This window comes from Hoeflea sp. (genome assembly GCF_984452065.1).
Genome location: NZ_CFHWAF010000108.1, coordinates 1 through 14,261, shown reverse-complemented (window position 1 = coordinate 14,261; position 14,261 = coordinate 1). Strand labels below are relative to the sequence as shown.

14 protein-coding genes and 1 pseudogene are annotated in these 14,261 nt (G+C 61.9%); 8 read left to right on the top strand and 7 right to left on the bottom strand.

Features of this window, described 5'->3' with window-relative positions:
* The 4 genes and pseudogenes from AC5E6N_RS17970 to folK all read left to right on the top strand — a co-directional run.
* Positions 1-259: pseudogene (locus AC5E6N_RS17970) on the top strand (ferredoxin--NADP(+) reductase); the annotation flags it as partial.
* 12 nt (positions 260-271) lie between these two features.
* Complete coding sequence (gene folP / locus AC5E6N_RS17965) at positions 272-1,162, top strand: dihydropteroate synthase (protein WP_491749099.1); 891 nt, start codon at positions 272-274, stop codon at positions 1,160-1,162.
* On the top strand, positions 1,159-1,530 hold the full coding sequence (gene folB, locus AC5E6N_RS17960; protein WP_491689044.1) for a dihydroneopterin aldolase: 372 nt from the start codon (positions 1,159-1,161) through the stop codon (positions 1,528-1,530). The genes folP and folB overlap by 4 nt, the downstream gene beginning before the upstream one ends.
* A complete protein-coding gene (gene folK / locus AC5E6N_RS17955; RefSeq protein ID WP_491749098.1) occupies positions 1,517-2,020 on the top strand; it encodes a 2-amino-4-hydroxy-6-hydroxymethyldihydropteridine diphosphokinase in 504 nt (167 codons plus the stop codon). The genes folB and folK overlap by 14 nt, the downstream gene beginning before the upstream one ends.
* A gap of 13 nt (positions 2,021-2,033) precedes the next feature.
* Here the strand turns inward: folK and AC5E6N_RS17950 are convergent, their stop codons facing one another.
* Positions 2,034-2,582, bottom strand: a complete 549-nt coding sequence (locus tag AC5E6N_RS17950) for a hypothetical protein (protein WP_491749097.1) — start codon at positions 2,580-2,582, stop codon at positions 2,034-2,036.
* A 212-nt stretch (positions 2,583-2,794) separates the two neighbouring features.
* On the opposite strand from AC5E6N_RS17950, the gene AC5E6N_RS17945 reads away from it, so the two are divergent.
* Positions 2,795-3,094: an ArsR/SmtB family transcription factor gene (locus AC5E6N_RS17945; protein ID WP_491749096.1), complete on the top strand. Its 300-nt coding sequence runs from the start codon at positions 2,795-2,797 to the stop codon at positions 3,092-3,094.
* 11 nt (positions 3,095-3,105) lie between these two features.
* Here AC5E6N_RS17945 and AC5E6N_RS17940 read toward each other — a convergent pair whose 3' ends face one another.
* The 3 genes from AC5E6N_RS17940 to AC5E6N_RS17930 form a co-directional block, all read right to left on the bottom strand.
* A complete protein-coding gene (locus AC5E6N_RS17940) occupies positions 3,106-4,191 on the bottom strand; it encodes a YcjF family protein (RefSeq protein ID WP_491749095.1) in 1,086 nt (361 codons plus the stop codon).
* Positions 4,188-5,693 (bottom strand): YcjX family GTP-binding protein, encoded by a 1,506-nt coding sequence (locus AC5E6N_RS17935; RefSeq protein ID WP_491749094.1) that lies wholly within the window; start codon positions 5,691-5,693, stop codon positions 4,188-4,190. The genes AC5E6N_RS17940 and AC5E6N_RS17935 overlap by 4 nt, the downstream gene beginning before the upstream one ends.
* Before the next feature lie 145 nt (positions 5,694-5,838).
* The gene (locus AC5E6N_RS17930) at positions 5,839-6,387 is read right to left on the bottom strand and encodes a SixA phosphatase family protein (protein ID WP_491749093.1); all 549 of its coding nucleotides are present in this window, start codon (positions 6,385-6,387) and stop codon (positions 5,839-5,841) included.
* Between the two features lie 414 nt (positions 6,388-6,801).
* On the opposite strand from AC5E6N_RS17930, the gene dksA reads away from it, so the two are divergent.
* A complete protein-coding gene (gene dksA, locus AC5E6N_RS17925) occupies positions 6,802-7,221 on the top strand; it encodes an RNA polymerase-binding protein DksA (protein ID WP_491689037.1) in 420 nt (139 codons plus the stop codon).
* A gap of 103 nt (positions 7,222-7,324) precedes the next feature.
* Here dksA and AC5E6N_RS17920 read toward each other — a convergent pair whose 3' ends face one another.
* A complete protein-coding gene (locus tag AC5E6N_RS17920; protein WP_491749092.1) occupies positions 7,325-8,416 on the bottom strand; it encodes a flagellar biosynthetic protein FliO in 1,092 nt (363 codons plus the stop codon).
* Between the two features lie 305 nt (positions 8,417-8,721).
* On the opposite strand from AC5E6N_RS17920, the gene cckA reads away from it, so the two are divergent.
* Both cckA and AC5E6N_RS17910 read left to right on the top strand, forming a co-directional pair.
* Positions 8,722-11,322 (top strand): cell cycle histidine kinase CckA, encoded by a 2,601-nt coding sequence (gene cckA, locus AC5E6N_RS17915; RefSeq protein WP_491749091.1) that lies wholly within the window; start codon positions 8,722-8,724, stop codon positions 11,320-11,322.
* 186 nt (positions 11,323-11,508) lie between these two features.
* Positions 11,509-12,159: a YiaD family glycine zipper/OmpA-like lipoprotein gene (locus AC5E6N_RS17910; RefSeq protein ID WP_491689034.1), complete on the top strand. Its 651-nt coding sequence runs from the start codon at positions 11,509-11,511 to the stop codon at positions 12,157-12,159.
* Between the two features lie 155 nt (positions 12,160-12,314).
* Here the strand turns inward: AC5E6N_RS17910 and AC5E6N_RS17905 are convergent, their stop codons facing one another.
* On the bottom strand, positions 12,315-13,235 hold the full coding sequence (locus AC5E6N_RS17905) for a pseudouridine-5'-phosphate glycosidase (protein WP_491749090.1): 921 nt from the start codon (positions 13,233-13,235) through the stop codon (positions 12,315-12,317).
* 27 nt (positions 13,236-13,262) lie between these two features.
* On the bottom strand, positions 13,263-14,201 hold the full coding sequence (locus AC5E6N_RS17900) for a carbohydrate kinase family protein (RefSeq protein ID WP_491749089.1): 939 nt from the start codon (positions 14,199-14,201) through the stop codon (positions 13,263-13,265).
* Positions 14,202-14,261: the final 60 nt, after the last annotated feature.

Below are 14,261 nucleotides of genomic sequence, written 5' to 3'. Positions count from 1 at the left end.
CATTGCGGAATGGGGGCTCAACCTTCAAGAAAACCTGATTGCGGTCGACACCGAACACTTCGAGACCAACGAGCCCGGCATCTTCGCAAACGGCGACATCAACCGGTACCCGGGCAAGCTGAAGCTGATCCTGTCCGGCTTTCACGAAGCCGCTTTGATGGCGCAGGCGGCGCGGCGTATCGTCAGACCGGACGAGCGCGTGGTGTTTCAGTACACGACCTCGTCGACCAGTCTGCAGAAGAAGCTCGGCGTAAGATAGGACGCGGCTGTCATGATCCTCGCCGAAGCAGCCACGACAGCCGGACGAAACCCGTTCTCACGCCGCGTGTGGCATCTGGCGCATGGACGCGAACTGGAACTCGGTCCGCGCGGCCATCTGATGGGTATTTTGAACGTCACTCCGGATTCCTTTTCGGACGGCGGCCGGTTTGCCGGCGCGGCGGCGGCCGTCAGCGCGGGCGAGCGTATGGTCGAGGACGGGGCGACGATCATCGATATCGGCGGCGAATCCACCCGGCCGGGTGCCGATCCCGTCGATGCCGCCACGGAGCAGGCGCGTGTCCTGCCGGTGATCGAGGCCCTGTCGAAGCGCGGCGACACCGTCATCTCGATCGATACCTACCGCGCCGAAACCGCCCGGCTCGGCATAGAGGCGGGCGGGCATATCATCAATGATGTCTGGGGCTTGCAGCGGGATCCGCAGATGGCGGAACTGGCGGCGGAACTCGGCGCCGGCGTGTGCATCATGCACACCGGCCGGGAACGACAAAAGGCTGACGATGTTATTGAAGATCAATCGCTCTTTCTTCTTCAATCGCTCGATTTTGCACGCGCCGGCGGTATCGCGCCGGATGCGATCGTGCTCGATCCGGGTTTCGGGTTCGCCAAGGACGTGGAGGAGAACGTGGCGTTGATGGCGCGCTTTTCCGAGCTTCACGCCCTCGGGTATCCGCTGATTGCCGGAACGTCCCGCAAGCGTTTTATCGGCGCCGTCAGCGGACGTGACAAGGATCACCGCGATGTCGCCTCGGCGGCGACCACCGCAATGCTTCGTCTTGAAGGCGCGGCGATCTTCAGGGTTCATGATGTTGCAAAAAACAGGGATGCGCTGGCCATGGCTGACGCCGTTTTGGCCCGCCGGATAACGGAGACCGAACCATGAGCGATACCTACAGTATCAGCCTCAAGAACTGTGTGTTCTTTGCCCGGCACGGCGTTTTCGAGGCCGAGGCGCAGTTGGGCCAGAGTTTTCACATCGATATCGATATGGACGTCTCGTCCGCGGGCGCGCTGCAGACGGACAACCCGGACGAGACCCTGGACTACGGCGCCGTTCACACGGCCCTGCAGGAGATCGTCACCGGCGAGCGCTGCAAACTCATCGAGGCACTTGCCTATCGTATCGGCCGGGCGCTTTGCAGCGAATTTGCGGCCATTCGACGGGTCCTGGTGACGATCCGCAAACCGGGCGCGCCCATCGCCGGCGTTTTCGATCATGTCGAGGTCCGTGTCGAATATGTCTCGGATTAATTCGGCGCTCGGCCTTGGAGGCAATATCGGCGATCCCAGGGCGAGCATGTCGTCGGCCCTGCGGCTGCTTGACCAGATGGAAAGCGTCGATGTGCGTGCCGTGTCGCGGCTCTACAGGACACCGCCCTGGGGCAAGACCGATCAGGACTGGTTCTTCAACGGTTGTGCTCTGGTTGAGACGGATCTGCAGCCGCACGCGCTTCTGGACGTTTGCCTCGGGGTGGAGCGGACGCTCAAGCGCGAACGGCGCGAGCGGTGGGGCCCGCGCATTATCGATATAGATGTGCTGACCTATTCAGACCGGTCCGTTCGGGAGCAGGGACTGACCATTCCGCATCCCCATATGCATGAACGTGCGTTTGTGCTGCTGCCGCTGCTCGATATCGCGCCTGATCTGAAGGTTTCCGGCAAAACCGTTTCCGAGTGGGCCCGGCAGGCCGACGGCGCCGGTATCGAGGCGGTAAGCGAAGATGGCGACTGGTGGCTTTGAAAGCCGGATCAGGTTACCGCAGATGATCCTGTTGCTGAGATCGGGATGCGCCGACCTTGCGGTCACGTGACAGGGTCATGCCGATAACGGGGATCAGCCGTTCGCGGACCTTGACCGAAATCGTCACATTCATCACGTCGGGCTCCTCAAGATGCGCGACCATGGCACCGTTGAGTTTCTTGCGGTTGAGGCCGACGACGATCTTGTTGCCGCTGACCCTGCCGGAGATAAGGTCAAGCCCCTCGCCATCGGCACCGTCCTGGAAGGTGCCGGAATACCTGCCGCCGCGATCACCGATGATTGCGGTCATCTTCTGCGAGAAGATGCCGACCCGGCAATGACCGTCCATGGCGACACCGACCGCGTGCTCCGCTGACGGTGCGCCATTGAAGCGACAGTGGAACTTTGTGCCCTTATATTTGCCGGCAATGATTTCTCCCGGGCCTCGCCATATGCCGGAGACGGAATCGAAAAACACCTTGTCCTTCGGCCCCGCCCATGATGCAGACAAAAACCCGGAGACAAGCAGCACACATGCGGTCAGGGACAAACGAAAGAACATGATCCAGCCTGAAGCAAATTACGACACCCCAACATCAACCGGAATGGTTAATTGCCGGTTGAAATGAGTCGGGATTGTAGCAGAGGGGCCAGCAAAGACGAAATCACATGCGGATACGGCCGCCAACGGCGGTGCGCATCGCGCCTTGCCGAATGAACCGATTTTCCGCCATCAAATGTTTCCATTTGAACGAGACACGCTAAGTTCCCCTCATGGACGAATTCGTTGCCGCAAAATCGCTTTCCGCCCTTGGTCACGAGGCCCGCCTTGCCGTCTTCCGACTGCTCGTCAGGGCAGGTGAGGACGGGCTGAATGTGGGCGACATAGGGCTGCATCTCGAAATTCCGCCGTCGACCCTGGCCCATCATCTCTCCGCCCTGGTGGATGTCGGGCTTGTCCAGCAGAAGCGGTTTGGGCGGGAAATCCGCAACTACGCCAATTACGACCGGATGACCGGCCTCGTCGATTTCCTCACACGCGAATGCTGCGCGGGTGTCGGCCAACCTTCATAGGCATCGGTTCTTCAAGCCGATTCATTGTCCGTTTTGTTCCTGGTGCCCGTCGCCTGACGGGTCAGATCGCCGACAAATTCGCCGATTCCGGGCCGTTTCAGACTGTGAAATGCCATCGGCCGGCACAAATCCACCGCTGTAATCCCGATGCGCGCCGTCATCAGCCCGTTGATCACCCCCTCGCCAAGCCGGGCCGACAGTTTGCTGGCGAGGCCGTGTCCCATCAGCTGCTGGATCACGCCGTCACCCATCGCCATCGATCCGGTCACCGCAAGATGGGCGATGACATTGCGGGTCAGGCGGATGGCGCCCAGCGTGCCGGGCCGTCCGCCGTAAAGCAGGGCGATGCCGCGTATGAGACGCACCGCTTCGTAAAGCACGTAGCCGATATCCAGCAGCGCGCGCGGGCTCAGAGCGGTGACAACGGAGACGCGCTTTGAGGCGTTGACGATCAGGCGCCGTGCTTCAAGGTCGACCGGCCCGAGCAACTGCGTTTCGATGAGCTCGACAAGGTGCGGCCCGTCGATGATTTCGCCATCGAGATCCTTTAACTGCCTGCGCGCCCGGGCCGTTTCGGGCCGGCCGGAAAACAGTGACATGAGCCGCCTTTGAACCGCCCTTGCCTTGGCCGGGTTCTTTTCCAGCCTTGCGGCTTCGCTTGCCTCGCGGATCGTTTGAACAGCGCCCAGGCGCGCCAGCGCGCGTATCTCGCGTATGGCGAGGCCCGCAAGCGCGGCAACGGCGATGGCCGTCAGGATGGTTGCGGTCCAGCCGAGCCAGGCGGAGCGCTGGAAATAGGCACCGATGAGACCGTCGAGCCATACGGCAAATGCGAGTGAAAACAACAGCCCGAGCGCGCTCGCGGCGATTTTTCCGAATGACAGGCGCCGACTACGGGGCTTTGCAATGTCCGGGGTCAGTGTCTCCGCCAGCTCGGCGTCGTGATCCGTGAACGGATCGGCGATGTCATCGCTGAATTCGATGCCTTTTGTTACCGCGCCCGGTTTGCGCGATCTGGCCGCCGCGCTGCCGTTTTTGGGCGAGGACTTCCGATCGTCGACCTTGAAGGCCGCCGGCTTGCGGTTTCCGCCGGTCATGCGAGCCAGTCTCCAAACAGGAATTCGAATGCCCGGTCCAGCCTGATGTGGGGGAGCGACAGGGTCATTCCCTCAGCGGTTCGCTCAAGGCGCGGCGGACGAAACCGGACGAAATTCAAGGGCGGCGCGGACTTCGCCGTCCTTTTCCGGATTTGCCTGAAGAAGGCGTCCGCGTCCTGCGGCAGATCACCCGGAAAAATGCCGGTTTCGGTCTTTCCGTCGAATGTCTCGCCGTCGATCCGCTCGCCCTGCATCGGCGTTCCGACGATAAGCGGCAGGTTTTCCTTGCCGCGTTTTGCGCTCGCCTCGCGTGTTGCACGGACGGCCGCCATGGCGATGACTTCAATGTCCGCTTTCTCGTAGCCGGCGCGGCGCATGGCCTTATCGACAATTCTGCGGACGATCGCCTCCAGCCGGTCATGGCTTTCATGATGCAGGTGATCGGCTTTCGTCGCTCCGATGAGGACACGGTCGATGCGGCGTGAGATCAGCGATGTCAGCAGATTGTTGCGGCCGGGCCGGAAGCAGGACAGGATGTCGACCAGCGCGCGCTCAAGGTCCTGGATGGCCTCCGGGCCGGCATTCATGGCCTGCATGGCGTCGACAAGGATGATCTGCCGGTCCAGGCGTGCGAAATGCTCGCGGAAGAACGGTTTGACGACCAGTGATTTGTAAGCCTCAAACCGCCGATCCATCATCGCCCAAAGCGAGCCGGACGGCGCAGAGCCGTCCGGAAGATCCGGCAGGGGTGCGAAGGTGAGGGCGGGGGAACCCTCAAGATCGCCCGGCATGAGAAACCTGCCCGGCGGCAGTGTGGACAAAGCGCGTTCATCGCTGCGGCAGGCGCGCAGGTAACCGGCAAACAGGTCGGCGCTCGCGCGGGCAACGGATTCGTCCGCCGGTGACCGGATGTTCTGCCTGGCTGCTTCCTCAAGCCACTGGCGCGAAAGATCCGCGCGCGCCGGAGACCGGGCGAGCGCAACGGCATTGTCGCTGAATGCCCGATAATCCTGATTGAGCAAGGGAAGATCGAGCAGCCATTCCCCCGGATAATCGATGATGTCGATGGAGAGTTTGCCCGGCGAAAGCAGCCTGTTCCAGGCGCTCGCCGACTCATAGTCAATCGTCAGCCGCAACTCGGAAATGGCCCGGGTCGACTGCGGCCAGAGCCGTTCGTCAACCAGCGCCCTGACATGATCCTCGTACTGGAAACGCGGTACGCCGTCATCCGGCTGGGGCTCCAGATAGGCCGACGCTATGCGCCCGCTTCGCTGCGCCTTGAAAAGCGGCAGACGGCCGCCGTGAATGAGATTGTGGACAAGGGTCGTGATGAAGACGGTTTTGCCGGCTCTCGACAGGCCGGTGACCCCGAGCCGGAGCGTCGGGCGCAGCAGGCCGCCGGCCCGGTCGAGCAGATTGTCGACGGTGATGAGCGCTTCGTCGGAGATGCGCGAAAGAACTGCGGCCAAAACTCGCTCTCCAGAGTGATCGTCCGCCCGCATATAAGAAGTCCCCGGCAGCGGATTCAAGCGCTTCGAGGCGCGCGGCCGCTCGGAACGCGCGATGGTACGGACAGATCTCCAATGACGTTTTTATTATTGGATCAGATGTTTACGAGTTTTTCCTGTCGCAAAGGGTTGCTACGGCCTAACCGTGGACCTTGCGTGCTTTCTTCCTGAGCCGCTTGGGGAACAGGAATTCCTCAAGGTGGCCGCCGGCTCGAATATCCGCAAATCCGGTCTGGAACCGCAAGACCGCAAGCCCGGCGGTCGGGTAGCCCTTTTGCATCCTTTCCGCCGCGTCGTCATCGGCGGTGACGCTTAAGGAGCGCAGCGTATCTTCCATCATCGGGTTGTGGCCGACCAGCATGGCGGGAGACTCTGTGAGTTGCGACAACAGGTCAATGTAACGCCTGTGGTCGTCGTTGTAGAGCGCGTCGGTATAATGGATTTCGGGCGTTTGCCGCAGGTGGGACACCACGATTTCACTGGTCTGACGGCATCGCGCCGCCGTGGAGCACACCACCGCGGCGGGCTGCTGTTCCAGACGGGCCAACGCATGGCCGACGAGGTTGGCATCCTCCATGCCCCTTTCATCCAGTTGACGGTCGAAATCCCTCAGTCCCGGATGCGCCCAGGCGGCATGGGCATGACGCAGCAGATAAATCGTTGCAGGCGGTGAAGAAGGTTTGCCCATATGCGAAAGCTGTCTCCCAAGGCCGCATGCGTGCGGCGCTGCGGCCATATTAAGCATCATTCCGCGGTTGATGCGAGAGGCGTGACGAATATCGCAGGCCGTTGTCCCGTGCGATGCCGTCGCACGGTGTCGTGCAGCTTCGAAATACGGGCGCTTTTGTGCCGATGCCGGCGAAGCGTCCTGCCTTGCGCTTGCTTAACCTGTTATTCTTCGGTCGTGCGAGACTAAAACAAATAAGCAAATATATCCCATATTTATATATGACATTATTGCGACATTTATTTTGTTCTCGTGACGCTTTGTATTGTAGTTTCGAGCCAATAAAATCTCACCCGTCGGCTGAATTCGCGCTTGTAAGCTGGTGGCGGTGTAGATATACACACGCTCCAAAAGCACTGCGACTGAGGCATCACAATGAGTGAGATGATCGATCTTGGTTCCTATGTTCCCTCCGATGACGAGGAATTCATGAATGAAAAGCAGCGTGCCTATTTCAGAGCCAAACTGAATGCCTGGAAAAACGAGATCTTGCGCGAGGCGCGCGAGACGCTCGGAAATCTCCAGGAAGACAGCGCCAATCATCCTGACATAGCAGACCGGGCTTCATCGGAAACCGACCGTGCCATCGAACTGCGGGCAAGGGACCGCCAACGCAAGCTGATTTCCAAGATCGATGCGGCTTTGCGCAGACTTGACGAGGGTACTTACGGGTATTGCGAGGAAACAGGCGAGCCGATCAGCCTGAAGCGTCTGGATGCACGACCGATTGCGACGCTCTCCATCGAAGCGCAGGAGCGCCACGAGCGCCGCGAAAAGGTTTATCGGGACGAATAGCCCGAGGGCACCGTTTTGCGTGCTGAAATGGTTCAATATGATCGCCCGATGCTCTAAGACGTTTGCCGGCGGCGGAGTGTATCAGCCGCACACCCGTTCCAGGTCAATGCTTGACCGTCAGGTCACCCAGCAGTTTTTTCATTTCATCTTCGAGTGATGCCGATGGCGTGTTTGCCGCGGGCTCGGGCTCGGGAACAGGCGCGATCTCGTCCACCTCCGGGGCCTTGGTCTCGATCATATCCCGTTCGGACTTGCTGATTTCGGCTTCCAGGACCTTGTCGAAATCCGCGATCAGATCGTCGGCCGTGATTGCCGGTGACGGGCCCGGCACGTCATTTGAAACGGGCTGGGACGGGTTCTCCGGTGCGGCATCCGGTATCGACGGGGACGCTTTGGCGGGCATTGCGGCCACGTCGACCAGGGGCGGTTCCTCGGGCGGAGGAGCCGGTACCGGTCCGGGGTCCGGCATGACGAGTTCGCGCGCAGCTTCGAGTGCGTCCTCAAGCTCCGCGGCGATCGCTTCCTCGTCCTTTTTCGTGTCTGCCGTTTGAGTCGCGGCAATGGCCGCGACGGCCGCGGCCGCGGGACCTGCAGGTCCGCCGAGTATTTGAGACGCCGGTACAGGCGGTTTTTCGCCTTTGGGCTTTGCCGCGGCTGCCGGCGGTTGCGGCGCGGGTCTTTTGTCTTTGGGCTCGGCTGCGACGGGCGGTTTCGGGGGCACTGGCGGTTCTTCGGTCTTCGGCGCCGGAATATTCAGCGGTTTCGTCGCAATCGGTTCGGATGCGGGCGGTTCGGATGCGGGCGGCTTTGGCGGCGCCTTCGGCTGCGGCGGCTTTTGTTTGGCTGGCCGGGCGGCCGGACCGGGCCCGTGCGCCGCGGCGCTCTCCTGCTGGCCCCCCCGTGCCGCCGAGCGGTTGATGCCGCGCTCGACAACGATGTCGCTCGGTCCGCCGATCATGACCAGATGCTCAACATTATCGCGACGAATGAGGACAAGCCTGCGGCGCGCGTCGACGGCAGCGGCGTCGAGAATCGCCAGGCGGGGCTGTCGGTTCGTGCCGCCGCGCATGAACGCCATGTGGCCGCGCCGCTGCAGATTCCACACGATGACGGCTATGGCGGCGACGATCACCACACCGATCGCGATCATTGAGTAAAGGGACATTCCGTCCGTGCCGATAAGCGCATCACCCATATTGAAATACTGCCCCTGTGTCTGGCCCGTTGCGGCGAGTCGCTGCGATCGACCGCATAATAAAGAGGGTAGAGGCCGATCGAAACGCATGCAAGCGCACGGTTCCGAATCCTGTGGGTACATATGAAATGCGCGATATTTGAGGCATTTTTGGTCTTTTCCTGCCCTGGAAGGCGCAACGGGGCCTTTTCGCAGTGTATAGGCGCGGGGCGAGGCTGGCGCTCCCTTTCATTGTGCGCGCGAATGTGGTCCAAACAGGATATTCAGCTTCGAGGGGAATCATTCTCGCTTCAAGAGGACGCTTTATGGCGCGAGAGAACCAGCCGGCGAATTATCCGACGCCCATCGTCGACCGGCATTCCAAGCCCGATACGGTTATCCGTCTGATTGTACTGGCGGTTGTGCTGGTCGGTGCGGCGGCGGCATTTGTCTATCTGGAAAGCAGGGTCAACACCAATCTGGGACTTGGCCTTTTGGGCATGCTGGCGATGATCGGCATCTTCTACCTCGTTTCCTCCGTCATCGGCTTCGTGCAGATCATGCCGCGCCCGGGAGACGACCTGCTTGCGCGCATATTCATCGACGGCCACCCCGAGGGCACGGTGGTCACCGATGACAAGGGGCGGGTTGTCTACGCCAACCGCGCCTATGCCGAACTCGTCGGCGCGACCGGTCCGGGCGATGTCAGGTCCATCGAAGCGATCATGTCGCGTGACAGCCAGGCCGCTGAGGCGGTCTATCGCCTGACAAACACAATCCGCGAGGGCAAGGAAGGCCAGGAGGAATTCAGGCTGCTGAAAAATCTCAGCGGCGTCAGCGACCCGCTTGAGGGGCCGCGATGGTATCGCCTCAGGGCGCGACCGCTCGAGGTCGGCAAATCGGCCGAATTGCTGCATTCCTGGCAGCTTTCCGACATTACGGCGGAGCGGGAGGATCAGGAGCAGTTCTTCCGTGAACTGCAACACGCGATCGATTATCTCGATCATGCGCCGGCGGGCTTCATGTCGACGGGGCGCGACGGCGAGATCGTCTATATCAATGCGACGCTTGCCGCCTGGATCGGCCTGGATCTGACCCGGTTCACGCCGGGATCGATCGCCCTTGGCGACCTCATCGCCGGTGAGGGCATGGCGCTGATTGAATCGGTGCATGCCGCGCCCGGTCTGGACCGGACCGCGACGCTTGATCTCGATATGTTGCGCCGTGACGGCAAAAGCATGCCGGTGCGTCTGGTGCACCGGGTCAGTGCGGCACGGGACGGAGCACCCGGCGAAAGCCGCACCATTGTCCTCCTAAAAAGCGGCGAGGGCGCCAGCCCGGCGGAGTCGGCGGCGGCGGAAATGCGCTTCACCCGCTTTTTCAACAATACGCCGATGGCGATCGCCTCCGTCGACGGCAAGGGCAAGATCATCCGCACCAACGCACCGTTCCTGAAAATGTTCTCCGGCGCCGTTGCCCGCGACGATCTGGAGAAGGGAACGCTGTTCGAGAATGTCGTGCACGAGGCTGACCGCGGCGTCTTTGCCTCGGCGCTTGAGGCGGCGGCCCGCGGGCAGGGCGATATCGCGCCGGTCGACAGCAGGCATGCGGCAGACGATGAGCGGTTTTTCCGTTTTTACGTGACCGCCGTCGTCGATGACGGCGACAGCGACGAGGCCGCCATCATCTATGCGGTCGAAACAACCGAGCAGAAGGCGCTCGAGGCACAGATGGCCGAAACGCAGAAGATGAATGCGGTGGGAACGCTGGCCGGCGGCATTGCGCACGACTTCAACAATGTGCTGACTGCCATCCTGCTTTCGGCCGACCATCTGCTCCTGTCGCTCAGGCCATCCGATGCCAGTTTTGCCGACCTGATGGAAATCAAGCGCAACGCCAATCGCGCAGCCGTGCTTGTGCGGCAGTTGCTGGCCTTTTCGCGCAAGCAGACCATGCGGCCGACCGTTCTTTCCATGACCGATGTCATCGGCGACCTGCGCATGCTGGTCGACCGGCTGACCGGCACGCATGTGAAGCTTGACGTGGAATACGGCAAGGATCTGTGGCCGGTCAAAACCGACCTTGGCCAATTCGAGCAGGTCATCATAAATCTGGCGGTCAATGCCCGCGATGCCATGCCCGATGGCGGCACCGTCAAAATCCGCACATCCAACGTGGAAAGCGATGAGGTGGCCGCGCTCAACAATCGCGGCATGGAAGCGGGCGACTATGTCATGATCGCGGTCGAGGATGAGGGTACGGGCATAGCGCCCGATCTCATGGACAAGATCTTCGAGCCCTTCTTCACCACCAAGGACGTCGGCAAGGGAACCGGCCTCGGGCTGTCCATGGTGTACGGGATCATCAAGCAGTCAGGCGGCTATATCTATCCTGAATCGGAATTGGGCAAGGGCACCACGTTCCGGATCTATCTGCCGCGGCATACGGAAGTGGAAGAGGCGGTCGAAGCAAGTGAGGCCGCGATAGAGGTACCCGCGGGGAAGGCGGGAAAGAAGGACAGCCAGGCGAACGGCGCGGCGCAACCGCGGGACCTCACCGGATCGGCGACGGTGCTGCTTGTCGAGGACGAGGAAGCTGTACGGCGCGGCGGCAAAAGAATGCTGGAAACGCGCGGCTACACGGTTCACGAAGCCGGTTCCGGCGTCGAGGCGCTCGAAGTCATCCAGGAACTGGACGGCGGTGTCGATATTGTCGTCTCCGATGTCGTGATGCCCGAGATGGACGGACCGACCCTGCTTCGCGAATTGCGCAAGGAGTATCCGGACATGAAGTTCATTTTCGTTTCCGGCTACGCGGAAGATGCGTTTGCCAAGAACCTTCCTGAGAATGCGCAGTTCGGTTTCCTGCCGAAGCCGTTTTCGCTCAAGCAGCTTGCCACCGCCATCAAGGAAGTGATCGACAGCTGACAATCGTGGCGCTGAGCGTGAATTGACTGTAACAATGGGTGAAACGATTCGAACATCGGTGCGGCGTCAGTGATCGTGCCGGTCGGCACACAAAGACGTCATTTGCGTGGTCGACCACAATGGCGCCGCAATATTCCGATTGAAGCCTGATCACTTTTTAATTCACCTTGGACGGGGGAATATCGAATGTACAAGAAAATCGCGGTCGCAATGATGGCAGGGACATTCCTTGCCGCCTGTACGACGACTGATCCCTATACGGGCGAGCCGCGCGTTTCGCGCACCGCGGGCGGGGCTGCTCTCGGCGCGGCCGCGGGCGCCGGTCTCGGCCTTCTTGCCGGCGGCAACGACCGCCGCAACGCGCTTGTGGGAGCGGGTCTTGGTCTGCTGGCCGGCGGCGCGATCGGCAATTATATGGACCGCCAGGAAGCCGAATTGCGTGCGCAGTTGCAGGGCACCGGCGTTTCGGTGACCCGGAACGGCAACAACCTGATCCTGAACATGCCGTCCAACGTAACCTTCGCCCTCAACCAGGCGCAGATCGATCCGAGCTTCTTTGCGACGCTGAATTCGGTGGCCATCGTGCTTTCGAAGTTCAACCAGACGCTGATCGACGTCTACGGCTATACGGATTCGACCGGCTCGGCGCAGTACAATCTCGACCTGTCGCAGCGCCGGGCGCAGTCGGTCTCGACATATCTTTCGGCGCAGGGGATCGACCGCCGCCGCATGTATGTCACCGGCTTTGGCGAGGAGCGGCCGATCGCGAGCAATGCGACAGAGGCGGGCAGGGCGCAGAACCGGCGTGTGGAAATCCAGATTGTTCCGCTGAGTTAGCCCGGTGTCCGGCCGGCTGTGGCCGGCCAAAGGTCGCCATCACCGCCGTCATGCGGAAGCTCGTCGTCCTCGCCAATGCTCTCCTGAGAGACAACAGAATGTGGGCCAAATAGATCACTTGACCAAAATGGATACTCTAGGATCGGCTGCTGAGGTCAGCCTTTTGCCAGAGCATTCGCGATCCTTGCGGCCAGACCGGCATTGTTGCGGACAAGGGCGATGTTCGTCGCAAGGCTACGGCCGTCGGTCATCCTCAGTATCTCGGACAGGAGGAACGGTGTTACCTCCTTTCCGGTAATGCCTTCGGCGCGGGCCCGGCCAAGGGCCTGAGCGATATGGGCTTCCATCTCCTCAGCCGGTATTTCGTCCTCCTGCGGCACCGGATTTGTAACCAGCATGCCGCCTCCCATGCCCATGGCTGCCCGCGTCGCCTGGAACCGGGCGACATCATCGGCGCTGTCGAGCCGCAGCGGGCTTGCGATCCCGGACGCACGGGACCAGAAAGCAGGCAGTTCGTCGGCGCCGAAGGTCACCACCGGAACGCCCTTCGTTTCCAGGACTTCCAGTGTCTTGGGAATGTCGAGGATGGCCTTGGCGCCTGCGGAAACCACGATGACCGGCGTGCGCGCCAGTTCCTCGAGATCGGCGGATATGTCGAAATCCGTTTCGGCGCCGCGATGAACGCCGCCGATGCCGCCGGTGGCGAAAACGCCGATACCGGCGAGAGCCGCCGCGATCATCGTCGCGGCGACCGTCGTCGCACCGGTCCGACCGGTCGCCACGGCGAAGGGAAGGTCCGCCCGCGATACTTTCAAAGCGTCGGGACGCTGCGCCAGTGCCTCAAGCGCCGTGTCCTCAAGCCCGATGTTCAGTTGCCCGTCCATGACGGCAATCGTCGCCGGGACCGCTCCTTTCGAGCGGATAATATCCTCCACGCCGCGCGCCATCTCCAGATTGCCGGGCCAGGGCATGCCGTGGGTGATGATGGTCGATTCAAGCGCGACGACGGGTTTGCCGGTGTCGAGCGCGTCGCGGACCTCGGCGGAGAAAATCATCGGGAAGGCTGCGTCGGTCATGTCTGAACTCGTTGCTGGGAGGTATCGTTACGGAAACGGCTGAGCCGGCGGGACTTCATCGAGGATTTCCGTGATCCGGTGAATATCGAGATGGGCGGGTGCGGCCTCCCGCGACTGGATCGTCAGTCCCGCCGCCGCAACGCCGAAGCGCAGCGCATCGCGGAAACCGCGTCCGGCCAGATGGGCGTGAAGGCTCGCTGCCGCCAATGCGTCGCCGGCGCCGGTGACGTCCACGACGGCCGCGACCGGCGACGGCTCGATCTGGAAGACGTCATCGTCCTCATAGGCGATCAGCGGGTCCTTGCCGCGGGAGATGGCGGCGCGCGCAATGCCGGCACGGCGCAATTCGTGCGGCCAGCGATCCGGCTCCGTATCCCCGCCGCAAAGCGCGGCGGCCTCGGCCGCGTTCATGAACACCACCGAAAGATCGGCAAATGCCGGGGTCAGCTTGCCGACCTTGGCCGGCGAGATGGCGATTGCCGCCAGTGACGTGCCGCCCTGCGATGTCATGCGGGCAAGGGCGCCGACAGTCGCTTCCGGCAGGTTGGCGTCGCACAGCACGAGATCGGCCGCGGCGACCGCCTCGCGTATCGATTTGCGCGAGAGCTGTCGGTAAACGAAGCGGTCATAGAGTTCCATGTCGGCGACGGCGATATGCAGATTGCCGTCGGCCTCCAGGATGGCCGAATAGCTCGGGGTTCTGCGGTCGAGGAAGACCTGCGCCATGTCGACAATGCCGGCGGCCTCGACAGCGGCGGCGACCACCTCGGCGGCCGCGTCGCCGCCGCGCACCGACACCATCAATACGTGGTTGTCCAGCCTTGCCAGGATACGTGCCGCGTTGAAGCCGCCGCCGCCGGCTTCCTCATGCCAGCGGCCCGGATTGCTGGCGCCGGGAACGGTTTCGCCGTCTATCGTCGCGCGCCGGTCGATATGCGCGCCGCCCAGAACAAGAATGCGTGCCATGGTGAACGGGTCCCTTGCCGCGGCCCTTCAGCGTTTGTGCAGAAGCCGATGCCTTAGCTT